Origin of the sequence: Streptomyces sp. NPDC053427 (assembly GCF_044544985.1) — a bacterium.
Taxonomy (GTDB): Bacteria; Actinomycetota; Actinomycetes; order Streptomycetales; family Streptomycetaceae; genus Streptomyces.
Map to the genome: position 1 here is coordinate 627,346 of NZ_JBITYA010000003.1, position 20,835 is coordinate 648,180.

The following is a 20,835-nucleotide window of genomic DNA, read 5'->3' on the forward strand; positions in this document are numbered from 1 at the left end:
CTTCCATGGAGACATGGAGATCCGGCGAGCGCGATGCGCCCCGTCGCAGTTCGCAGGGGTGGGCAGCGGCCGGATCCTCCCTCGTTGCGTGCCGGAGTGGCGCCGGTTTGAGGGTCTGCAGCTCCCACTCCCTGTGGAGGTCGGGGTGAAAGTCGTCGTTGATCTTTCCCGATGTGAGGGGTATGCGCAGTGCGCGTTCCTGGCTCCGGAGGTGTTCCGGATGCACGGTGAGGAAGCGCTCATGTACGCCCCGAACCCCGACGACGCCCAGCGCGACCAGGTGCTACGCGCCGTGGCGGCCTGTCCGGTCCAGGCGATCCTGGTCGACCGGCTGGAGGCGCGGCAGGCGCCGGCGGAGGCGTCGCCGTCATGACCAGTGCCGACAACCTGCGTGCGTTCAAGCGCGATGGCCGCATCGTGGTCGTCGGTGCTTCGCTGGCGGGGTTGAGGGCCGCGGAGGCTCTGCGCGACGAGGGTTTCACCGGATCGTTGACCATGATCGGTGACGAGTTGGGCGAGCCCTACGATCGGCCTCCCCTGTCCAAGCAAGTACTGACCGGGTGGGTGCCAGCCGGAGGCACCACTTTGCCCCGCCGTCGCGACATCGACGCGGAGTGGCTGCTGGGCGTGCCCGCCAGCGGGCTGGACCTCGCGACGCACCACGTGCGTCTCGCCGACGGACGCGAGGTTCCCTTCGACCGGGTGCTGATCTCTACCGGGGTACGGGCCCGGCCGTGGTTCGTCGAGCCCGAGGCGGCCCTGGACGGGGTGTTTGTCGTGCGTACACGCGAGCATGCCGAGAGCCTGCAGCGAGCCCTCGCCACCGGGCCCTCCCGTGTGCTGGTCATCGGTGCGGGATTCACCGGCTCCGAGATCGCCTCCGTCTGCCGCGAGAGGGACATCCCGGTGACCGTCGCCGAACTCGCGCCGGCCCCGCTGGTCGGGGCGCTCGGCGCCATGATCGGCGAGGTTGCGGCCGACATGCAGCGCGCTCACGGTGTCGACCTGCGGTGCGGTGTCAAGGTCGCCCGGCTGGAGGGCGACGCGCAGGGACGGTTTCGCCGTGCTCACTTCGACGACTGCAGCACGGTCGAGGCCGATGTGGCGGTGGTGGCACTCGGGAGCATCCGCAACACCGAGTGGCTGCGGGAGTCGGGACTGGCGGCGGGCGTGTGGGGAATCACCTGCGACTCGGGCTGCCGCGCCCTCGACATCAATGGCCGCGCCACCGACGACGTCTTCGCCGCGGGAGACGTGGCACGTTGCCCGAACCCCATCTACGAACACCGGCTCATCTCACAGGAGCACTGGGCCAACGCCGTGGAGCAAGCAGAGGTCGCGGCACATAACATGGTCAGTGCCCAGGCGGACCGCCGGCCCCACCTGTCCATCCCGCTGTTCTGGTCGATCCAGTTCGGTGTCAACATCAAGTCCGTCGGCGTACCGACCTTCGCCGACGAGGTGGTCGTCACCCAGGGATCGCTGGCCGACCACCGTTTCGTCACCGCATATGGCTATCGGGGCCGCGTCACCGCTGCCGTGGGCTTCAACAACGGTAAGTGGCTGGACCACTACCGACGGTTGATCGAGGCGGCCGCACCGTTCCCGCCCCCCTGCCCCACGCCGGACCAGCCGGCCGACATGAAGCCGGTGCCCGTCGACTTGCCCGGCCTCGCCCTGCTCGCGCAGGGCGCCACGGCGCTCGTCACAGGCCAAGGCCCGGGTGAGCGCCGTGTCACGGCCGTGCAGCAGCACCGGCAGGAGGAGGGCCAGACGACCACGTCCGGGACGCCCACGACCGGGACGCCCGGCACGCTGCAACGGATCTTCGACTACTCCGCCCGGGCTGACCCCTACCCGCTGTATGCCGAGTTGCGCAAGACGCCGGTGGCTCGGCAGGAGGACGGCAGCTACGTCATCAGCACCTATCGCGAGATCACGGATGTACTGAACGACCCGCATCTGAGTTCCGACCTGCGCAATCTGTCGCGTCCGCCGCCTCCACCCGAGGAAGGGGCCACGTCGTCGTTCATCCACATGGACTCGCCCGAGCACGATCGCCTGCGGCGTATGGCGATGCGTCACTTCGGCCCCCCGCACACCCCTGGGCTGGTGACCGGACTTGAAGGCTTCCTGACCGCCACCGCCGGCAGCCTCATCGACGATTTGGCAGGCAAGGAGCAGATCGACGTCGTCGACGATTTCGCGTTCCGGTTCCCCCTAACCGTGACCTGTCACTTGCTCGGCGTGCCACGCCAGGACGAGCCGAGGTTCCACCTCTGGGTGCACGACATCATGAACTCGATCGACTACCACCCCGAGACCGACCCGAAGGAGAAACTGGACAAGGGCGTACAGGCCCGCAAGGACTTGCGCCAGTGCCTCGGCGAGTTGGTGGAACAGCGCCACGGCCGGCCGGGAGACGGCCTGCTGTCACGCCTGGCCAACGACGACGGGCCCGACGGTCGGATGGCCGACGCCGAAATCGTCGCCACCGCCAGACTGCTCCTCATCGCCGGCCATGAGACCGTCGTCAACCTCATCACCAACGGCATGCTGACGCTGCTGCGCCACCCGCAGGTGCTGCAGCGACTGCACGACGAACCGGACCTCGTCGTGCCGCTGGTCGAGGAACTGCTGCGCTACGAGCCCCCCGTGCACATCATTCCCTGGCGGACGGCGTACAGCGACGTCACCGTCGCCGACACCGTCATCCCCCAGGGCTCGCAGATCATGCTCATGCTGGCCTCGGGCAGCCGTGACCCGAAGCGCTTCCACGATCCGGACCGCTTCGACCCGGATCGGCAGGACAACCAGCACCTGGGGTTCGGCAGTGGAATCCACCTGTGTTTCGGCGGCCCGCTGGCCCGGCGGGAAACCCAGATCGCGCTGACCGAGTTGGTACGCCGGCTCGACCGCCCCAGGCTGGTCGCCGACCCGCCGCCGTACCGGCCCAGCCCCGTTCTTCGCGGTCCGATCCATCTGGACATCGAGCAGGGTGACGCTTGACGCGGCAGCCGAGGGCAGTTGGTGCCTGGGTGTCCACGACTTCGGCGGACGGGACGCACAACCTCGCACCTGCGGAGTTCTGAGGAGAGTGGTATCGGTTCGGCGGACGTTAGCCCAGGTCAGAGAGTCCCAGCAACGGCTGACGTCGAGCTGTGTTCCCTGATGGGCCCTGACAGCAGGTTCTTCGTCTGTTGGTGGTACAGCAGTTGCACCCAAGCTGACCAGGGGAAACAGCAGTTGGTGCGGCTCGCTGGAGGGGTCTGGTCCGGAAATGGTCCGGATCTTGGTCCGTCTCGGCTTCCCGCCCGGGCCTGACGATCCCCGCACCGCCGCTCGCCGACGATGTCGCCGGGAGCCTTGAAGCGGGAGTGCAGGCAGCCGTCGAGGTCCGCCGCCAGCTCCTCAAGGGCGCACCGGACCTGCGAGCCCTGTTCAAGGTGACCGCTCTGCTGGCCAAGGTCCTTCTCCGCTTCGACGGCACCGAACAGGCTGATGACACCGACGCGCTGGTAGCCCTCGCGCCCGCGGAGGCTGAGCAGCACGATGGCCTGGTGCGCAAGGCACGCACCGACCGTGCCGACGCCCAGGTCCTCGCCCAGCTCGTCCTGGAGCGCTGGATGACCACCATGCCGGCCGTCGAGGCGATCGCATGAACACCGCCACCACAGCCGGGCCCTTCTGCAAGACCCTCCCCACCGCGAAGGCGGACCTCGAAGAACTCGGCTGGCGCCAGATCGCCGCCCAATTCGAGGTCCCCGAGCTCCTCCAGCGCAGCCGACTGGACGCGGAATGCGACGTCATCACCTACGAGAACGTCTTCGCCTCCGGCCGCTGCCAGCTCCTGCTGGGCGACCTCATCGCCCTTGCCGACCACGGCCACACCCCTACCGAAGACGTCGCAGGCTTGATCGACGCCATCTGCGACGACCTGATCGCCGCAGCCACGACGTCCGGCCGCACCACGGCCCTGTCGGCTTGCGTGCCCGCCCTCTACGCCGACCGCATCCGCCCCGGCGGGCGTCTCGACACCTGGTACCAGGATCTCAGCCTCACCGTCACCGACACCCGCACCGGTCAGCGGACTCCCCTCTGGGCGCTCACGGGCTACACCGCTACCGTCAACGACACTCCGTTCCTCCTGGACGTGCCCGCCGCGATCAACGCCGCGCGCGGCGCACTTCAGCCCGACGGACAGTGGGCCTGTGCCATCACCCAGGGTGACCCGACCGAGCCCAACATCGCCGCAAGTGCCGCAGGCGCCTGCTGGCTGGACTTCGAGCATGCCGGACGCAACACCCTCGCCGGCGAGATCGCCAACCTCCTGTGGTACCTCCTCGCCCTCGGCGGCTGGCTCGTACCCACCTACCAGCGCGACGTCTACCACCGGACCCTGCCCCTTCACCTGCCCCAGGCCGCCACGCCCACCATCGAGCACACCGAACTATCCACGCGGCAACGGCGATTGGATCTGCACCACACCTGGCCCGTCGGCACCGGCCGTCACACGGCCCTTACACGACTCCTCGCCCGCATCACCGCCGACCTCGGCACCGCCGCGGGCCTGCCCTCGGGCCGCCAGCTCCATGCCCTCGGCCCCTTCCTCACCCTCCGCATCCTCGGCGTCGTCCCGCCCCATCTGCTCACCCCCGTCGACCTGCTCCTCCTGATGGCCAAGCTCGCCCAAGCCCAGCACCTGACAGACCCCACCCCCTTCACACACACCGACCCGTTCGATGACCTCCTGACTGTGGAGAACCCATGACCACCCCCCTCCTCGCCCCGCCCCTGACAGCCCGCCCCCTGCAGGGCCGCGTCGCGCTCGTCACCGGCGCCGCGACCGGGATCGGCGCGGCCACCGCCCGCGCACTCGCCAGCGCCGGCGCCACCATCGCCATCGGCCACTACGCCCAGATCGACCAGGCTCGCAGCGCCCTCGACGAGGTCCGCCGGCTCGGGGCAGACGGGATCGAGGTGAGCGCCGACCTCACCACCCCTGACGGAGCCGAACTGATGGCCAGTCAAGTGGTCAGCGAAGTAGGTCCGGTGGACATCCTGATCAACAACGCCGGCGCCTACCCGCGGATGACATGGGAAGAGACCGACGAAAGTGCTTGGAGCCGCGCGCTCGACATCAATCTGACCATCCACTACCGGATGAGCCACGCCGTCACCTCAGCCATGATCGGCCGCCAGTGGGGCTGCATCATCAACGTCTCCAGCGTCAACGCCCGCGCAGGACGTCCCGGACTGACCGCCTACAGCACCGCCAAGGCTGGACTCCTTGGCCTCACCCGCTCCTTGGCCAGGGAACTTGGCCCCCACGGCATCTGCGTGAACACTGTCCTGCCGGGAGCCATCCAGGTCGACGCCGAGAACACCCTGCCCGCTCACCACCGTGCACGCCCCGAAGACCAGATCGCCCGCCAATGCGTCCCCCGCCGAGGCCAGCCCGACGACGTCGCCGCTGCCATCGCCTTCCTCGCCGCCCCCTCCGCATCGTTCATCACAGGCCAGTCGTTGCACATTGACGGCGGCTGGCTGCTGCACTGACCACCTCGCACTACCGAACCACGAAGGAGACCGACCCGATGAAGCAGCGCGTCCGCGCCATCCTGATCACCCCGGACAACACCATGCTCTTGATGAAGCGCATCCGCCCGGGCATCGCCCCCTACTGGGTGATCGTCGGCGGCGGCGTCGAGGACAGCGACGCCACTCGCGAGGACGCGCTCCTGCGCGAGGTCCGCGAGGAGATCGCAGGCGAGGCCGAGATCGTGCACCTGCTCCACCAGCTGGAGAATCCCAAGGGTGAACCCGAGTACTTCTACGTCGCGCGCATCAAGCGGTGGAACTTCGACGACAAGACCGGCCCCGAGTTCCAGCGGGACGACCGCGGCGAGTACTTCCTCGACGAGATCCCCCTCACCACCGAAGCCCTCGCCGACGTGAACCTGCTGCCCGAGGAGATCACCCACGTGCTGCGCGCGGCCCTCGAACGCGGCGACCTGCTCACCGCGCTGTAGCCATCTTTGTAGACGGATCACACCGAGCACGGTGGCCTGCACCGAGGCGGACGTGGGCGTCGATGGGGAGTGCGATGGTCACGTTGGTGTCGTCTCTTATACCGGTGGCCGGACCTTCGGGTCCGGCCACCGGTATATGCGGAGCGCTATCGGGGTGCTCGCGCGGCGTGGGCGCTGCGGGCGGCCGTGGTGGTCGGCGGACCGGCTCGGGCGGTGGCCGCAAGGCGCGGGCGCTGCGGCGGGATCCGCCCGGTGGTGGCTTGCTGCCAGCGGGTGCGGATGGCGCCGATGTCGGCGAGAGATCGGCGCGCGCCGACGACGAGCTGGAACGGTGTGTTCGCCGGGTCGTCGGCGTACGCCCCGATACGGCGCCCGGCGTGATCGGCGATGGCCAGGAGGGAGCGCTGCAGGGTGCGTTCGCCCCAGTGCTCGACGGAACCGGCCGGTTCGGCGAGAAGGCGGAGCACGTCGCCTGGGTCGCTGCCGTGATCCAGCAGACCGCGCTGCTGGGCTTCCCACAGGACGGTGACGGGGTCGGCGGGCTCGTTGCGGCGGGCGAGGGCGGTCAGGCACCGCCACAGGCCGGCGTGCAGGGGCCGAGTGAAGTCCCCGGGGAGCAGCCAACGCACGGACTCGACGTCCGTGGGGCGGGTGGTGGCGGTTGCGAGCAACAGTTGCTCCTCCTCGGCCGCTTCGGCGTGGTCGGGCGCGGTGGTCGGCGGCGGTGCCGGGGTGCGGGGCAAGACGCCGGCGCGCGGCGGGAATCGGGCTGCGATGTCGTCCACGACCGCGGCGAGCGCGTCGACCTCGTCGAGCACCGTCTGGACGGGGTGGGGGAGCGAGGCATCGTGAGCGGTCAGGACGAGATGCTCGGCGGCGGCCCGCAGGAGGCGACGGGCGTGCTCTGCCTCGACCATCCGCGCGTAGGCCGGCGCGTGGCGGGGCCAGGGGCACACCTGGATCAGGGCGTGCAGGTAAGGGGCGGTCAGTCCGCGTGTCTGTTCACGCCCCGTGGCGAGCACCTGGTCGAGCCAGTGAGTGTTCGTCGCGTGCTCGGCCGGGTCGGGCGGGGGCAGTGTGCTGATCGCGGCGAACAGGGCAGCGTGCGCGGCGGTGGAGAACGAGTCGGCGGAGATTCCGGTCAGGTCGCCGAGACGGTGTGGGTCGAGGAGGAGGGCGCCGAGGAGGGCCTGCTCGACGTGGAACACCGGGTGCGGAGCCGGGATCGTGTCGAGGTCGACCTCGTCGGGCTCGGGGGTGCGGGGCATCAGGCGGCGAGGGTGAAGTCGTCGGGGTTGAGGGGGACGCCGAGGTGCGGGGCGAGGAGGTGGCCGGCGAGCAACGGGGGCACGGCGTTGCCGATCTGCGAGAACTGCTGGCCCTTGTTCCCGGCCCAGGGGTAGCCGGCGGGAAAGGTTTGCAGCACTCCCGCCTCCTGGGCGGTGATCCGGATGGGCGCCGGGACAGCGGGCGATACCGCGTCGCCGGCAGGCTGGGCGGCGGGCTCGGCGACCCAGGTGCACTCGTTTGAGCGGTGCCCGAAGAACAGCGTTCCCGCAGGCTCGGACAGGGGCCGGACGGTGGCGTGGGCCTGGTTGTTGCTCCGCAAGGACCACGACCAGTCAGGCTCCGGCAGGCAACGGTCCGCTGGCTGTTCGTCCTGGGCGCTGTGCCGGTCGGCAGGCTTGGTTCCTTCCTGGCCGGAGTGCTGGAGCGCGGTGTCCGGGTGGGGTGTCCAGGTGCCGCGGTCTCGGGCGGTGGACAGTGCCTTCCGGGAGCCGGAGGGGAAGGGCTCGGCGCCGCCGCCCGGTCCGCCGCCGGCGCAGACGGTGGGCACTGGCCGGTCGGTCGCTCCCCAGCCCAGGGCCTGCGCCATGCTGACCCAACGAGTGCGGGCAGGCCCGAACAGCCCCTCGGGCTCTTCGGATTTGGCATGGGTTGGCGGGGGCGGCTGGGCGGTGCGGACGCGGGAGGCGAGCAGGATTGCCCTCCTCCTCGTCTGGGGCACCCCGTAGTCCGCGGCGTTGAGGATTCCGGTCCACACGGAGAATCCCCAGCGGCGCAGCACCGCGGCGTACTGGCGCCACAGAGGCAGCACGTCGGGGACCTCCTCCATGGCCACCCACTCGGGCCGGCCTACGGAGTTGAGGGCGTGCAAATAGCGCATGGGTTCGGCCGCGAGCAAACTGCGCTCGTCCCGGCAGGCGTTCAGGAGGCGTTCGCGGGAGTCCCGTCCGGAGGCGAGGTCTGCGACCGCCTGGTGGACCAGGGGCTGGTCGATCAGCCCGAGGCGTTTGCCTGCCATCGACCATGCCTGGCACGGCGGGGAGGCGATCAGCCCGCGCGTCCGGCCGATGAAGGGCCACGTCGGATACATCGCCACGTCGGTCCGGATCGTCAACTGGCCAGCTGCGGTACGAGTTTTGCAAGCCCACTCATCCCATTCCAGGCCGACGTCGCGCACACCGAGGACGCCCAGTGCCCTGCTCCAGCCGCCCGGCCCCTTCTGTCGGCAGAGCCTGTGTCCCTCGGCCCGGTGTCGCTTTGAGCGGCGGTTGGGGGTGTGGTGTCGGGTCTTGTCATCGTGTCGCTTTCGACTGCAGGTATGTGCGGCTCTCGTGATGAAGGTCACCTCCGTGAGGTCGGGGCGGTGGAAATGTCAGCTGCATGAGCCGATAGCACCGGTAACTGGGCGCCGGGGAAGCGTTGTTATCTTCGTGTCGGCCGTGGTCTGCTCGCGCAGACGCTCGATCTCATGCTGCTGGGCGGCTATCCGGGACAGCGCGAGTTGCTTGAACGCCTTGAGGTCGGCGAGTTCGGTATCGCATTGTTCGAGGCGCTTCTTCCGGCCTGACCCGCAGGTACGGCCAGCGCACGGAACGACTGCGCTCCGCCCTGGCCGCAGTCGGTCTTGCCCTGGCCGGCCGAGCTGGCGCCCGGCTGGCTTTCGTCCTCGGCGTTTCCGTGAGCCGGAGCACGGTCTTGCGCCTGGTCAACGCGCTTCCCGAGCCGGAAGTGTCAGCGCCGCGGGTGGTCGGTGTCGATGAGTACGCCACCCGCAAGGGCCGCCACTACGGCACCGTGCTGGTGGACGTCGAAACCCGCCGGCCGATCGATCTGCTCCCGGACCGGGAGGCATCCAGCCTGGCCGCCTGGCTCGCCCAACGACCTGGTGTTGAGGTTGTCTGCCGGGACCGCGCGCCGTTCTTCGCCGAAGGCGCCGCCGCCGGAGCGCCGCAGGCGGTCCAGGTCGCGGACCGGTGGCATCTCTGGCACAACCTGAGCGAGGCCGCCGAGCGGAGTGTCGCTCAGCACCGCCGCTGCCTGCGTGTCCTGGCGCCCCCGACTTCCCGGCCTGAACCCGAGACCGCTCCGGCCGCGGACTCGTCCTCGCCATGGCCGACAGGCCACCGCTTTGCCGACCGCACCCGGGCCCGGCACGCAGCCGTCCACGCCCTGCTGGAGGCAGGACACAGCCGGCGGTCGGTCCAGCGGCAGCTCGGCATGGCCTGGCACACCGTCAAACGGTTCGCCGACGCCGCGGCGCCGGAGGACCTGTTCACCGGCCAGTGGCAGAACCGGTCCTCGGTTCTCGACGACTACAAGCCCTACCTGGACGACCGCTGGAACGAGGGCTTCACCAATGCGTGGAAGCTCTGGGAGGAGATCGTGCCGCTCGGCTACAAGGGCAGCTACCAGCGCGTCCGCGCCTACCTACGCGAGAAGCGAACCTCACCACGGCCGGTGACCGCCCGACCGCCCTCGCCCCGCTCCGTCGCCGGATGGATCCTCCGGCACCCAGACACCCTCACCGAGGCCGAGCAGCTCCAGCTCAAGTCCGTCCGGACGCATTGCCCCGAACTCGACGCTCTGACCCGACACGTCCGGTCCTTCGCGTCCATGCTCACCGAGCGCCAGGGCGAGCGTCTGCCGGACTGGCTCGACGCCGTCCGGCAGGACAACCTGCCCAGCCTCCACACCCTCGCCGCGGGCATCGACCGAGACCGCCACGCCGTCATCGCCGGCCTCACTCTGCCTTGGAATTCGGGCGTAGTCGAAGGGCATGTCAACCGGATCAAGATGCTCAAGCGCCAGATGTTCGGCCGCGCAGGGTTCCAACTTCTCCGGAAACGAGTCCTCCTCGCCTGACGGAGAGTGGCCGCTGCACGGAAGCTGAGCCAGAACCATTTCTCGTGAACATCCGCGAGCCCGCCGACCGCCAACCGCTGTTGAAACTCGTCGACAATCGCTGTCGCTGAACGTGAGCGAAGCCAGGGCGTCCCTCGTCATCGAAGAGGACCAGTGACCAGCCGTCCCCGGCGGTAGCGGCTTGGACACGATGTTTCCCCGCGTAGGAGACCATGCCCGCGTAGCGCGGATTGCGGAGCATCTTGGCGACCATCGTGGACGACCAGGTGCGGGCGGCAGGAGGCTGGATCCCTTCGGCGTTGAAGGCCCTGGCGATGCTGTAGGCCGATTCCCCCGACATGAAGTCGTGGAAGATCCGCACGACCACGTCGGCCTCGTCCGGGACAAGCTGGCCCTTGCGCTCGCCTTTGCGGACCCAGCCGTAGGCGATGCGGCCTTGGGCGAGTCCGTTCTGGGCGGCGGAGAGGTGTTGGCGGGCGATGCGGCGGGCGGTGTCCTCGGAGGACTTGAGTGCCATCACGCACATCATGCGGGTCATGTGGCGGTCGCTGTCGTTGATGAGGTTCATGCGGCCGCCGGTGGCGCCGGTGACCGGGCGCTTGACGTATTCGACGATGTCGATGAGGTCTTCGAGGTCCCGGGGCTGGCGGACGAGCCGGTCGAGGTCGTAGAAGATCACGCCGTCGATGACACCGTTGGCGAGATCGGCCAGGAGCTGGCGGAACTCGGGGCGCAGGACGATCCAGTCGATGGAGCCGTCGGGCTTGATGACCTTGCGCTTCTTGAAGGCCGAGGTGTCGTTCTCCCGGTAAATCTTGGTGAAGGAGCCCCAGCGCAGTCGGGAGCGGGTGTCTTCTGCGTCTTCGAGCTGGCGGTCGACACCGGCTTCGAGGCCGAAGCGGTCGGAGGAGATGCGCAGGTAGGCGCCAGGGCGTTTGGGGGCGTAGGCCGCCAGGCGGTCATGGAGGTTGACGGTGACTTGTCCGCTGCGGGCGTGGGCGGGGACCTCGAAGTCCTCCCAGACAGTGGGGGCTGCTGTTGGCTCGGTGTCGGCTTCTGGTGCTCGGTGTCTCCCGATATCGGGCATTTTCCGAGGAACTCTGGGGTTTGGTGGTGCCGTGGATCGGCTGTACGGTCCGCGGCTGCCGGTGTGGATACTGATCACCATGCGCATTGACTTTGATCCCGCTGAGATGTCCCGCAACGAGTTCTACAAGCTCCTGACCGCGGTGGTCGTGCCGCGGCCCATCGCATGGGTGTCGACCATTTCCGCCGACGGGACGGCGAACCTGGCCCCGCACTCCTTCTTCAGCATCGCCAGCGTGGCGCCGCCCGTGGTGCAGTTCAGTTCCGTCGGGCGGAAGGACACGCTGCGGAACATCGAGGCCACTGGGCAGTTCGTGGTGAGTTTTGCTTCGGCGGGGCTGGATCGGCAGATCAATGACAGCGGTACGGACTTTCCGCGTGGGGTGAGTGAGTTCGAGGCGGCGGGGATCGCTTCCGAGCCGAGTCTGCGGGTGAAGCCGCCGCGGGTGGCGGACTCGCCCGTGGCGCTGGAGTGCGAGGTGCACAGCACGCTGGGGATCGGGGACTCCACGGTCGTGTTCGGGCGGGTGATGCATGCGGCCGTGTCGGACGAGGTGCTGGTGGACGGGCATCCCGAGATTTCCAGGCTCCAGCCGTTGTCGCGGCTGGGGAAGGACGAGTGGGGCACCGTCACGGACGTGCGGGAGATCTCCCGTATCCGGTATGCGGAGTGGCAGGGGCCCGCCGGGCAGCGGTGAGCGGGGGAGGGTTTTCCGTCGGTTCTTTTCGGGGGTGCTTCCGGCTCATGGAGGTGTTCGAGACTCTGCGGTGAGGGTGTCGGTGTCGGCCGGCGCACAGGGCGAATGGAGTCGCTGTGAACGACCTTGTTCCCGTCCGTGAGTCTCTGGGGTCCGAGTCAGCGCCAGCGCTGGAGTCCGAGTCCGAGTCCGGGTACGAGTCCGATACCGATCGCTCGGTCGAGTGCGTGACGGAGTCCGAGTCGGTGACCGCGACTGCCTTGCCTCCCGTGGCGGCGGCGTTCAGTCGGCGTTCCGCCTTGCGGGCGGCCGCGGCGGGGGCGATTGCCGTACCGGCGGTGGCGTACGGGGCCGAGCCCGCGCATGCCGCCGCCGACCGGGGGCGGGGACTGCGGGTGATGACCTTCAACCTGCGGTACGCCTCCGATACCCGGCCGCATTCATGGGCCGAGCGACGCCCCGTGATGCGGTCGCTGCTGCGGCGCGAGGCCCCGCAGCTGCTCGGGACCCAGGAGGGGCTCTACGGGCAGCTGCGCGACATCGCGGAGGATCTTGGTCCGCGGTACGACTGGGTGGGGACGGGGCGGGGCGGCGGAAGCCGGGATGAGTTCGCGGCGATTTTCTATGAGGCGCGGCGGCTCGAGCCGGTGGAGTACGACCATTTCTGGCTGTCCGACACGCCGTATGTGATCGGGTCGGCTACCTGGGGGAACACGGTCATTCGGATGGTGACGTGGGTCCGGTTCCGGGACGTGCGGGAGGGGGGCGAGTTCTACGCGTGGAACACTCACCTCGACCATGCGCATCAGTACTCGAGGGAACGGTCCGCCGCGCTGATCGTCGAGCGGCTGCGGGCGCTCGACCCCGCAGTGCCCCGGATCGTGACGGGCGACTTCAATGTCGCGGCGCACAAGAATCCCGTGTACGAGGCGATGCTTGGTGGCGGGGCGCTCGTCGACAGCTGGGATTCGGCCGAGGAGCGCAGCGCGCAGTATGCGACGTTTCATGGGTACCGGCCGCTGGTGCCGGACGGGGACCGGATCGACTGGATTCTCACCTCGCCGGCCGTGCGGACGCGGCGCGCCACGATCAATACGTTCTCCGAGCACGGTCAGTTCCCGAGCGATCACCTTCCGGTCCAGGCGTTGCTGGATTGGTGAGCCGGCCCGGTCCCTGAGCCGGGTACTCAGCGCTGGTGGGCGGCCGAGCCACGGATCTGGAGGTGGTCGAGGAGGTCCTGCGTCGCGGCGGCCACGGCGTCCACCGCGTTCTCGAACACCTCACGGTTGTGTGCGGCGGGCGCGCGGAAGCCGGAGACCTTGCGGACGTACTGCAAGGCCGCGGCCCGGATGTCCTCGTCGGTGACCTCGGGCGTGACGGGCGGGCGGAGGGTCTTGATGCTGCGGCACATGAGTCCAGTCTGCCCCCTGGCCCGCAGAGAGGGATCGCGGACGCCGATACCCGGATGCCGGCCGCGGCTGCGGATACCCGGATGCGGACAACCAGATGCGGGCCGCGGGCGCGGTTCAGCTGAGCCCGGTGACCCGCATGGTGATGTTCAGGCGGCCGCCGGCCAGGCCGGACGCCGGGTCGCAGGTGCCCGGCCGGACCTTGGGCACCCCGTGGTACGCGAACCGCGACGGCCCGCCGAAGACGAACAGGTCCCCGGAGGCCAGCTCGATGTCGGTGTACGGCTTGGTACGCGTCTCCGTATTGCCGAACCGGAAGACGCAGGTGTCGCCGATGCTGAGGGAGACGACCGGCGCGCCGGAGCGCTCTTCCTTGTCCTGGTGCATGCCGAGCTTCGCCTCGGCGTCATAGAAATTGATCAGTGCGGTGTCGGGGGTGTAGTCGTCGCCCGCGGTCGCGTCCTGGTACGCGTCAACCAGTGCCCGACGCCCCAACTCGACCATCCAGTACGGGAATTCGGCGACTCGGGCGCCATTGACGTCGTCGGCGGTACGGGTATACGCGTACGGCTGCCAGTGCCAGCCGATGCACACCGTCTGGACGGACATCACGCCGCCCCGGGGGAGTTTGGTGTGCCGGATCGGCGCCGGCCCACGCGCCCACTCGCGGCACGCGGCGACCAGCTCGCGCTGCCGGTCCAGGCTCAGCCAGCCGGGGACGTGGACGGCGCCGGGGGCGAGTACCCGGCGGGGCGGTCGTTCCTGGTCGGGCGAGGGTGAGGCGTGGGCGGCCTCGGGTGTCCCCTCGCCGGGGCGTCCGGCCGGGCCCGAAGGTCCGATGAGTGCTCCGGGTCCCGCGAGGCCCTCGAAGCCTTCAAAGTCCTCGAAGCCGGGAAGTGGCGTACTCATGTGCTCCTCGACCTGCCTCGTTGTCTCGCCCGCCCGCCGGCTGCCCGGCCGGCGCCCCATTGCCGCTCTCTTCAGCGTGCCACGGGGAGGTGCGCCACGGAGGCGGGGCGGCCGGTGGACGGCGGCCGTCGGTCATATTGCGCCATCCACCGGGAGCCACGGCGACCGGCCGCGCTACTTCAGGTCGATCTGGAACACCTTGTCGGAGCCTTCCCCGCCGTCGCCGTTGTTGTCCGCATTCGTCGTCGTCAGCCACAGGGAGTTCTTGCCGGGCACGGACTCGACCGTACGCAGCCGCCCGTAGTCGTTGGTGTAGTACGCCTTGGGGGTGCCCGTGGTGGTGCCGTCGACCGGAATGCGCCACAGGCGTTCGCCGCGCAGCGCCGCCATGTAGATCGCCCCGTCGGCGTACGCGACCGCGCTGGGCGAGGCCTCCTCGACCGGCCACTGGCGCTTCGGGTTGGTCATGCCGTCGGTGGAGCAGTTGCCCTCGCATCGCGGCCAGCCGTAGTTCCTGCCGGGCTCGATGAGATTCAGCTCGTCGTACTTGCTGTCTCCCAACTCGCCTTCCCACAGGCGCCCTCGAGCGTCCCAGGTGATGCCCTGCGGGTTGCGGTGGCCGTAGGAGTAGACCAGGGAGTGGAACGGGTTGCCGGGGGCCGGCTTGCCGTCGGGCGTCATGCGCAGGATCTTGCCGTTCAGCGACTTCTTGTCCTGCGCCAGATCGGGGGTCTGTGCCTCGCCCGTGGTGGCGTAGAGAAATCCGTCCGGGCCGAATTTGATGCGCCCGCCGTTGTGGTACTTGTTCTTCTTGATGCCGTCGACCAGCACCTTGTAGTCGCTGAGCTTGCTGCCGTCGAAGGTCATCCGGGCGATGCGGTTGCCCTCCGTGGCCGTATGCATCAGGTACACGTAGTGGTCGGTCTTCCAGGACGGCGATACGGCGATGCTCAGCAGCCCGCCCTCGCCGCCCGTGGTGACAACGTCGGGGACCTTGCCGACCTGCTTCTTCGTGCCGTCCTGGGTGAGGGTGGAGACGGTGAACGAGTCGCGTTCGGTGATCAGGGCGGATCCGTCGGGGAGCCAGCTCAGGCCCCAGGGGATGGACCAGCCCGCCGAGACGGTCTTGGGGGTGCCGGGTACGGAGGCGGCGCCGGCGGCTCCAGTGCTGGCGCCACCCGTGCCCGCGCCCGCGACGAGAAGTCCGGCGGCGAGGGCGGAAGCGGCGGCCACGGCGAGCGCGGCGTGACGTGCGGCGGTGGTGCGGATGCGCATGGGGGGTCCTCCGGTCGGAAGGGGCCAGAAGGCGTGACGAGGCGTTCCGTCGGGGCAGGCATCAGCGGCGCCGGGCTGATAGCGGATGGCTGAGAGGAGAGCGAGGCTGCTGGGAAGTTGGTGGGGGAGCTGGTAGGAAGGCTGAGGCGGAAGCTGATAGGAAAGTTTCCTGTCTGTCTCTCCGATGGCGGGAAAGTACTGCGCTCGAGGAGGCCGGTCAAGGGTGGGAGAAGGGAGGTATCTCGGGTTCCGCCGACGGGAGTTGCGCACCGAAGATCTTTTGTCCCGGCTGTGCGCTTGACGGGCATCCGCGGTGAGCAGGGGAATTGTGGGCGGGGGAGTCCCGGGGGCGAACCGCTGTAGTGGCATAGGTAGGAGCTTTTTTGGTTCTGCCCCATTGACCCGGACCCCGCGCCTGAGGATTCTGCAAAGCAACACGAGGCGACACAACGCAACGTGGTCGATGAACCGCCGACGGCCGGCGCCCACTGGGACCGTTGGCGAGCGGACCGCGGTCCCTTGCCCCGCAGCACGAGTGAGAGCCCCCGCAGTGCGAGCAAGAGCGATGTGGTCCCGCCCTCACGGGGCAGTTGGGCCCCGGTGGGCGGCAGTTGAGCGATGACCGGCGGCAAACGCCCCCATGCCCGCCACGATCCGCATGCCCCGCACGATCCCCATGCCCCCTGCTCGCCCTCTCCCCTCTCTGTTCCCGACCTCCCATCACGGACATCCACGAAAGGCTGGCTCCGCATGAGCGACGCCACGGAACAGGGCCCCCGCACCCCCGAGGGCCCCCAGCACCCCCTGGCCGCCCCGAACGGTGAGCAGACCGCCTGGCAGACGCCGGACTACACGGTGATCGAAGCCGCCCTCGAGGTCACCGCCTATTCCCTGACCGCCCGCTGACCGCCCCGCCATGCTGCTACAGGTGCTGGGCACCGCGGCGGGTGGCGGCGTGCCCCAGTGGAACTGCGCGTGCCCCGGGTGTTCCGGGGCGCGCGCCCATCCCGCTCGGCGCCGCAGTCACGCCTCGCTCGCCGTACGAGCCGACGACGAGCACTGGTATCTGGTCAATGCCACCCCCGACCTCGCCGCCCAGATAGAGGACACCCCGGCCCTGCACCCGGGCCCCCAAAGACGCCGGACGCCCGTTGCGGGCCTGGTGCTCACCGACGCCGAACTCGACCACACCCTCGGCATCGCCCGGCTCCGCGAGGCCGATCGCATCGAGCTGCTGGCCACCGCCCCGGTCCGCGCCGCGTTGGGCGACCGGGCCCACCTGGACGACCTCCTCACGCCGTACGCCGAACTCGTATGGCGGGAATTGGGTTCTCGGCCGATGCCGCTGTGTGACGGATCCGATGTCGAGATCAGCGCCCTACCGGTCTCGGGCAAGCGGCCCCGGTACGCGGTCAACGGGAGCGGCACGGCGGCCGGTCCCGGCGCGCCCCCGCACGCCGACCCCTGGGTGATCGCCCTCCGCCTCCATGACCGCCGCACCGGCGGCACCGTCGTCTACGCGCCCGCCCTCGCCGCTTGGCCCGACGCGTTCCAGGAGGCGCTCGTCGGAGCCGACTGCGTTCTGATCGACGGCACCTTCTGGGACGACGAGGAACCGCGCCGCAGCGGATTCTCCTCCCGTACGGCCACCGGCATGGGGCATCTGCCCATCGACGGACCCGACGGCACCGCCACGCGCCTCGCCCCGCTCGCCACCCGTTGCTTCTACACCCACCTCAACAACACCAACCCCCTCGTCGACCCCGACGCGCCACAGCACAAGCGGCTGGCCGAAATGGGGCTCGCGGTGGCCGCGGAAGGGATGGAGATCGCCCTATGACCATGCCGTTCGAGGAGCGGCCGACCACGCCGTCGACCATGCCGTTCGAGGAGCGGCTACGAGCCGTGGCCCGCGACAGCTACCACGACCGACATCCCTTCAACATCCGTATGCACCAAGGCGAGTTGACGCCGGACGAGCTGCGTCGCTGGATCCGCAACCGCTTCCATTACCAGCGCCACATCCCCGTCAAAGACGCCCTGATCACCGCGAAGCTGGGCACACCGGAGCTTCGCCGAATGTGGCTGCGCCGGATCGAGGACCACGACGGACGGCAGCCGGGAGAAGGCGGCATCGAGCGCTGGCTGCGGCTCGGTGAGGCGGCCGGACTCGACCGGGGGCTGCTGATGGACGAGACCGGGGTGCTGCCGGGCGTACGGCTCGCCGTGGACGGCTACGTCAATTTCTGCCGGCTGCGCTCCCCGCTGGAGGCGGTCGCCGCCTCGCTCACCGAACTGTCCGCCCCGGACATCATGCGCACCAGGATCGATGCCTTCGAGCGGCACTACCGCTGGATCGATGCCGCGGGCCTGGCGTACTTCCGCGGCCGCCGGAGCCAGGGCCGGCGGGACAGCAAGGAAGCGCTGGCACTGGTCCTGGACTGGGCACGTACGGAAAGCGAACAGGAGCTGGCGGTCGCCGCGCTGACCTTCAAGTGCCAGGTGCTGTGGGCGCTGCTGGACGCGGTCGAACTGGGGGAGTGGCCATCGGGAGCGCGGCGGTGACGGGGCGCTGGCGGCCCGTACTCGCTCCCGCCGTCCATCTTCGGTACGACCGGGTGCGCGGAGGCGATCTGCTCCTGCTGCCCGAGCGTGTCGTGGTGCTGGAGGGAAGCGCGGGCACCGTGCTGCGATGGTGCGACGGAGAGCATGAAGTGCCCGACATTGTTGCGGAGTTGGCCTGTCGCTATCCCGGTGCGCCGGTAGCGGACGAGGTGCCGGACTTTCTCGACCGGATGCGGGAGGAGGGCTGGCTGCGATGACCACCTCCCTTGCTTCCTCCCCGCCGGACCGCCCTTGGGCACTGCTCGCCGAGCTCACCCACGGCTGCCCGCTGCATTGCTCGTATTGCTCCAATCCCGTCGAACTCGCCAGCAAGTCAGCAGAGTTGACGACCTCGCAGTGGCTGGCGGTGTTTCGCCAGGCCGCCGACCTCGGGGTGGTCAGCGCGCATCTGTCCGGTGGTGAGCCGCTGCTGCGCCCGGACCTGGCGGCGATCGTCGCGGCCGCCGACGGTGCAGGGATCCATACCCAGCTCGTCACCAGCGGCGTCGGCCTCGGCCGGGCGCGGCTCGACCGGCTGGCCGACGCCGGGCTGCGCAGCGTGCAGCTGTCCGTCCAGCACGCCGACCCCACCGCCTCCGACCTGATCGCCGGCCGCCGCTCCTTCGCCGACAAGGAACGGGCCGCCGCACTCGTCCGGGCCGCCGGACTGCCCCTCGGCCTCAACGTGGTCCTGCACCGCCACAACCTCGACGCCCTGGACGCACTCATCGACCTCGCGCCCGCCTGGGGCGCGGACCGCATCGAACTCGCCAACACACAGTTCTACGGCTGGGCATTGCGCAACCGCGACGCGCTGCTTCCCTCCCGCAGTCAGCTCGCCGAAGCGGCGCGGACCGTACGACGCCGACGTGCCGAGCTGGCCGCCGACCGGATCGAGGTGGTCTGGGTCGTGCCGGACTACTTCGACGGCCAGGCCAAGCCCTGCATGGGAGGCTGGGGAGCCATCTCGCTCACCGTCACGCCCGACGGTACGGTCCTGCCCTGCCCCGCGGCCGCGGCCATCCCGAGGCTCGACGCGCCCAACGTCCGCGACCATGACCTGGAATGGATCTGGAACCACTCGCAGGCGTTCGCCCGCTACCGGGGCACCGAGTGGATGCGCGAGCCGTGCCGCAGCTGCGATCTGCGCACAACGGACTTCGGCGGCTGCCGCTGCCAGGCGTTCGCGCTCACCGGCGACGCCGCGGCCACCGACCCCGCATGCCGGCTCTCCCCGGACCACCATCTCCTCCGCGACCTGGTGGACGCCCCGTCCGATCCGGCCACCCGGGGACGCGGAGTCGGCCGGCCGCGCACGCCCGCCCGGCGCGCCTCGCCGACCCCGAACGGAACAGGGTGAGGGCCCGGCGCCGTAGCCAAGGCCACCACGGCCGGACGGCCAGGGCGCCGCCCGGCGAGAGAGACACCGCCCGGCGAGAGTGCACCAGGACGGCATCAACCAGCTCGCGCGATAGTCCGGTTACGCCGACACATACGCGGCCGTCACCGAACCCACCGGCATTTGCGCGGCCGTCACCGACACCCACAAGCCCCGGAGAGAAGCCACCTCATGACCAGCCCCCACCGCCTGCGCCCCCTGTCGATCGGGCTCTGCGCCGCCGCGCTGTTGCTCGGCACCGCCGGAGCCACGGAGGCCGCCGGCGCGGCGACCGCACCTGCCCCCGCCGCGGGATCCGTCGGCTCGCTCAGGGCAACCGTCCCGATGGCCGCCGCGCCGTACGAATACCTCGGCTGGGGAAAACCCCAGCAGCCCACCGAGGTGATGGCGGCGACCGGCACCAAGTGGTTCACGCTGGCCTTCATCCTCTCCGACGGGGGCTGCAACCCGAAGTGGGACGGCAGCCGGGCACTGACCGGCGGCAGCGATGCGGCGGCCATAAAGGCGATACGTGCCAAGGGCGGCGATGTGGTCGTCTCGGCCGGAGGCTGGAGCGGCGCCAAACTCGGTGAGAAATGCGGCAGCGCCGCCGCGCTCGCCGGGGCGTACCAGAAAGTCATCGACGCGTACGGCCTGAAGGCGCTCGACATCGATATCGAGAACACCGAATTCACCAATGCCACGGTCCGCAAGCGCGTGATCGACGCCCTGAAGATCGTCAAGACCAAGAACCCCGCCATCATCACCTACGTCACCATGGGCACCACCCCGAACGGCCCCGACGCCAACGGCAAGGACCTCATCAAAAAGGGCGCGGCGGCAGGTCTGGACAATGACGGCTGGACCGTGATGCCCTTCGACTTCGGCGGCCACAGCGGGACCATGGGGCAGGCCACCGTCAGCGCCCTGGATGGCCTGAAGTCCGCGGTCAAGAGTGCCTACGGATACGGTGACGCGGACGCCTATCGCCACATCGGTGTCTCTTCGATGAACGGCAAGACGGACGACGCCGACGAGACCGTTACCCTCGCCGACTTCGGCACGATCCTGGGCTACGCCCAACGGCACCACATCGCCCGCTTCGCCTTCTGGTCGGTCAACCGCGACCGCCAGTGCGGCTCCGGCGACGACGGCGACAGCTGCAGCGGGGTGTCGCAGGCGCCGTACGCATACACGAAGATCGTCGTCAAGTACGCGGGGTGAGTCGTACGGGTGCGGCGCATGGCGGACGGCGCTGCCGACGCGGTAGCGCCGCCCGCGGGACCGCTCCCCAG

The 20,835-nt window shown here is 69.6% G+C and carries 20 protein-coding genes and 2 pseudogenes; 16 read left to right on the forward strand and 6 right to left on the reverse strand.

Annotation, left to right across the window (positions count from 1 at the left end; translation table 11 throughout):
• Positions 1–145: 145 nt before the first annotated feature.
• The 7 genes and pseudogenes from ACIGWZ_RS10885 to ACIGWZ_RS10915 all read left to right on the forward strand — a co-directional run bounded on the left by ACIGWZ_RS10885 (position 146) and on the right by ACIGWZ_RS10915 (position 6,032).
• Positions 146–373, forward strand: coding sequence for a ferredoxin (locus ACIGWZ_RS10885; RefSeq protein WP_400062959.1), 228 nt, complete (start codon positions 146–148; stop codon positions 371–373).
• Positions 370–1,746: pseudogene (locus ACIGWZ_RS10890) on the forward strand (NAD(P)/FAD-dependent oxidoreductase); the annotation flags it as partial. The gene ACIGWZ_RS10885 and the pseudogene ACIGWZ_RS10890, both read left to right, overlap by 4 nt.
• A 288-nt stretch (positions 1,747–2,034) precedes the next feature.
• Positions 2,035–3,009: pseudogene (locus ACIGWZ_RS10895) on the forward strand (cytochrome P450); the annotation flags it as partial.
• Positions 3,010–3,377: 368 nt separating this feature from the next.
• Positions 3,378–3,662 carry a hypothetical protein gene (locus ACIGWZ_RS10900; RefSeq protein ID WP_400062961.1) on the forward strand — a complete coding sequence of 95 codons (285 nt, stop codon included), beginning with the start codon at positions 3,378–3,380 and terminating at the stop codon, positions 3,660–3,662.
• A complete protein-coding gene (locus tag ACIGWZ_RS10905; RefSeq protein ID WP_400062963.1) occupies positions 3,659–4,771 on the forward strand; it encodes a hypothetical protein in 1,113 nt (370 codons plus the stop codon). The genes ACIGWZ_RS10900 and ACIGWZ_RS10905 overlap by 4 nt, the downstream gene beginning before the upstream one ends.
• A complete protein-coding gene (locus ACIGWZ_RS10910; protein ID WP_400062965.1) occupies positions 4,768–5,559 on the forward strand; it encodes an SDR family NAD(P)-dependent oxidoreductase in 792 nt (263 codons plus the stop codon). Before ACIGWZ_RS10905 ends, ACIGWZ_RS10910 begins: the two co-directional genes overlap by 4 nt.
• Positions 5,560–5,597: 38 nt before the next feature.
• On the forward strand, positions 5,598–6,032 hold the full coding sequence (locus tag ACIGWZ_RS10915) for an NUDIX domain-containing protein (protein ID WP_400062967.1): 435 nt from the start codon (positions 5,598–5,600) through the stop codon (positions 6,030–6,032).
• Positions 6,033–6,178: 146 nt separating this feature from the next.
• On the opposite strand, the gene ACIGWZ_RS10920 is transcribed toward ACIGWZ_RS10915, so the two are convergent.
• A complete protein-coding gene (locus ACIGWZ_RS10920) occupies positions 6,179–7,300 on the reverse strand; it encodes a DnaB-like helicase N-terminal domain-containing protein (protein ID WP_400062969.1) in 1,122 nt (373 codons plus the stop codon).
• Positions 7,300–8,415, reverse strand: a complete 1,116-nt coding sequence (locus tag ACIGWZ_RS10925) for a DNA cytosine methyltransferase (RefSeq protein ID WP_400063286.1) — start codon at positions 8,413–8,415, stop codon at positions 7,300–7,302. Before ACIGWZ_RS10925 ends, ACIGWZ_RS10920 begins: the two co-directional genes overlap by 1 nt.
• Before the next feature lie 581 nt (positions 8,416–8,996).
• Between ACIGWZ_RS10925 and ACIGWZ_RS10930 the strand changes: the two genes are divergently transcribed.
• The gene (locus ACIGWZ_RS10930) at positions 8,997–10,181 is read left to right on the forward strand and encodes a transposase (protein ID WP_400062971.1); all 1,185 of its coding nucleotides are present in this window, start codon (positions 8,997–8,999) and stop codon (positions 10,179–10,181) included.
• Here ACIGWZ_RS10930 and ACIGWZ_RS10935 read toward each other — a convergent pair.
• Positions 10,117–11,268 carry a recombinase family protein gene (locus ACIGWZ_RS10935; protein WP_400062973.1) on the reverse strand — a complete coding sequence of 384 codons (1,152 nt, stop codon included), beginning with the start codon at positions 11,266–11,268 and terminating at the stop codon, positions 10,117–10,119. The two genes, ACIGWZ_RS10930 and ACIGWZ_RS10935, sit on opposite strands and share 65 nt — an antisense overlap.
• A 79-nt stretch (positions 11,269–11,347) precedes the next feature.
• Here ACIGWZ_RS10935 and ACIGWZ_RS10940 point away from each other — a divergent pair, with 79 nt between their 5' ends.
• Positions 11,348–11,965, forward strand: coding sequence for a flavin reductase family protein (locus tag ACIGWZ_RS10940; protein ID WP_400062975.1), 618 nt, complete (start codon positions 11,348–11,350; stop codon positions 11,963–11,965).
• Positions 11,966–12,363: 398 nt separating this feature from the next.
• Positions 12,364–13,125, forward strand: a complete 762-nt coding sequence (locus ACIGWZ_RS10945; protein WP_400062977.1) for an endonuclease/exonuclease/phosphatase family protein — start codon at positions 12,364–12,366, stop codon at positions 13,123–13,125.
• Positions 13,126–13,151: 26 nt separating this feature from the next.
• Here ACIGWZ_RS10945 and ACIGWZ_RS10950 read toward each other — a convergent pair whose 3' ends face one another.
• From ACIGWZ_RS10950 to ACIGWZ_RS10960, 3 genes are all read right to left on the reverse strand, one after another.
• Positions 13,152–13,376: a DUF2277 domain-containing protein gene (locus tag ACIGWZ_RS10950; RefSeq protein WP_400062978.1), complete on the reverse strand. Its 225-nt coding sequence runs from the start codon at positions 13,374–13,376 to the stop codon at positions 13,152–13,154.
• Positions 13,377–13,491: 115 nt separating this feature from the next.
• Entirely contained in the window at positions 13,492–14,283 is a 792-nt protein-coding gene (locus ACIGWZ_RS10955; protein WP_400062980.1) for an alpha-ketoglutarate-dependent dioxygenase AlkB family protein, read from the reverse strand.
• 174 nt (positions 14,284–14,457) lie between these two features.
• Entirely contained in the window at positions 14,458–15,558 is a 1,101-nt protein-coding gene (locus tag ACIGWZ_RS10960; RefSeq protein ID WP_400062982.1) for a PQQ-dependent sugar dehydrogenase, read from the reverse strand.
• Positions 15,559–16,308: 750 nt separating this feature from the next.
• On the opposite strand from ACIGWZ_RS10960, the gene pqqA reads away from it, so the two are divergent.
• The 6 genes from pqqA (at position 16,309) to ACIGWZ_RS10990 (ending at position 20,764) form a co-directional block, all read left to right on the forward strand.
• Positions 16,309–16,464, forward strand: coding sequence for a pyrroloquinoline quinone precursor peptide PqqA (gene pqqA, locus ACIGWZ_RS10965; RefSeq protein ID WP_400062983.1), 156 nt, complete (start codon positions 16,309–16,311; stop codon positions 16,462–16,464).
• Between the two features lie 10 nt (positions 16,465–16,474).
• On the forward strand, positions 16,475–17,398 hold the full coding sequence (gene pqqB, locus ACIGWZ_RS10970; protein ID WP_400062984.1) for a pyrroloquinoline quinone biosynthesis protein PqqB: 924 nt from the start codon (positions 16,475–16,477) through the stop codon (positions 17,396–17,398).
• Positions 17,395–18,123, forward strand: a complete 729-nt coding sequence (gene pqqC / locus ACIGWZ_RS10975; protein ID WP_400062986.1) for a pyrroloquinoline-quinone synthase PqqC — start codon at positions 17,395–17,397, stop codon at positions 18,121–18,123. The genes pqqB and pqqC overlap by 4 nt, the downstream gene beginning before the upstream one ends.
• Positions 18,120–18,380 (forward strand): pyrroloquinoline quinone biosynthesis peptide chaperone PqqD, encoded by a 261-nt coding sequence (gene pqqD, locus ACIGWZ_RS10980; RefSeq protein ID WP_400062987.1) that lies wholly within the window; start codon positions 18,120–18,122, stop codon positions 18,378–18,380. The genes pqqC and pqqD overlap by 4 nt, the downstream gene beginning before the upstream one ends.
• Positions 18,377–19,522 carry a pyrroloquinoline quinone biosynthesis protein PqqE gene (pqqE, locus tag ACIGWZ_RS10985; RefSeq protein WP_400062989.1) on the forward strand — a complete coding sequence of 382 codons (1,146 nt, stop codon included), beginning with the start codon at positions 18,377–18,379 and terminating at the stop codon, positions 19,520–19,522. The genes pqqD and pqqE overlap by 4 nt, the downstream gene beginning before the upstream one ends.
• 210 nt (positions 19,523–19,732) lie before the next feature.
• Positions 19,733–20,764: a chitinase gene (locus ACIGWZ_RS10990; protein ID WP_400062991.1), complete on the forward strand. Its 1,032-nt coding sequence runs from the start codon at positions 19,733–19,735 to the stop codon at positions 20,762–20,764.
• Positions 20,765–20,835: the final 71 nt, after the last annotated feature.

Coding starts and splice junctions, on each gene's coding strand:
- ACIGWZ_RS10905 (WP_400062963.1), top strand. CDS start 3,659: ATGAACACCGCCACCACAGCCGGGCCCTTCTGCAAGACCCTCCCCACC.
- ACIGWZ_RS10910 (WP_400062965.1), top strand. CDS start 4,768: ATGACCACCCCCCTCCTCGCCCCGCCCCTGACAGCCCGCCCCCTGCAG.
- ACIGWZ_RS10915 (WP_400062967.1), top strand. CDS start 5,598: ATGAAGCAGCGCGTCCGCGCCATCCTGATCACCCCGGACAACACCATG.
- ACIGWZ_RS10920 (WP_400062969.1), bottom strand. CDS start 7,300: ATGCCCCGCACCCCCGAGCCCGACGAGGTCGACCTCGACACGATCCCG.
- ACIGWZ_RS10935 (WP_400062973.1), bottom strand. CDS start 11,268: ATGCCCGATATCGGGAGACACCGAGCACCAGAAGCCGACACCGAGCCA.
- ACIGWZ_RS10940 (WP_400062975.1), top strand. CDS start 11,348: ATGCGCATTGACTTTGATCCCGCTGAGATGTCCCGCAACGAGTTCTAC.
- ACIGWZ_RS10945 (WP_400062977.1), top strand. CDS start 12,364: ATGACCTTCAACCTGCGGTACGCCTCCGATACCCGGCCGCATTCATGG.
- ACIGWZ_RS10950 (WP_400062978.1), bottom strand. CDS start 13,376: ATGTGCCGCAGCATCAAGACCCTCCGCCCGCCCGTCACGCCCGAGGTC.
- ACIGWZ_RS10955 (WP_400062980.1), bottom strand. CDS start 14,283: ATGAGTACGCCACTTCCCGGCTTCGAGGACTTTGAAGGCTTCGAGGGC.
- ACIGWZ_RS10960 (WP_400062982.1), bottom strand. CDS start 15,558: ATGCGCATCCGCACCACCGCCGCACGTCACGCCGCGCTCGCCGTGGCC.
- pqqA (WP_400062983.1), top strand. CDS start 16,309: ATGAGCGACGCCACGGAACAGGGCCCCCGCACCCCCGAGGGCCCCCAG.
- pqqB (WP_400062984.1), top strand. CDS start 16,475: ATGCTGCTACAGGTGCTGGGCACCGCGGCGGGTGGCGGCGTGCCCCAG.
- pqqC (WP_400062986.1), top strand. CDS start 17,395: ATGACCATGCCGTTCGAGGAGCGGCCGACCACGCCGTCGACCATGCCG.
- pqqE (WP_400062989.1), top strand. CDS start 18,377: ATGACCACCTCCCTTGCTTCCTCCCCGCCGGACCGCCCTTGGGCACTG.
- ACIGWZ_RS10990 (WP_400062991.1), top strand. CDS start 19,733: ATGACCAGCCCCCACCGCCTGCGCCCCCTGTCGATCGGGCTCTGCGCC.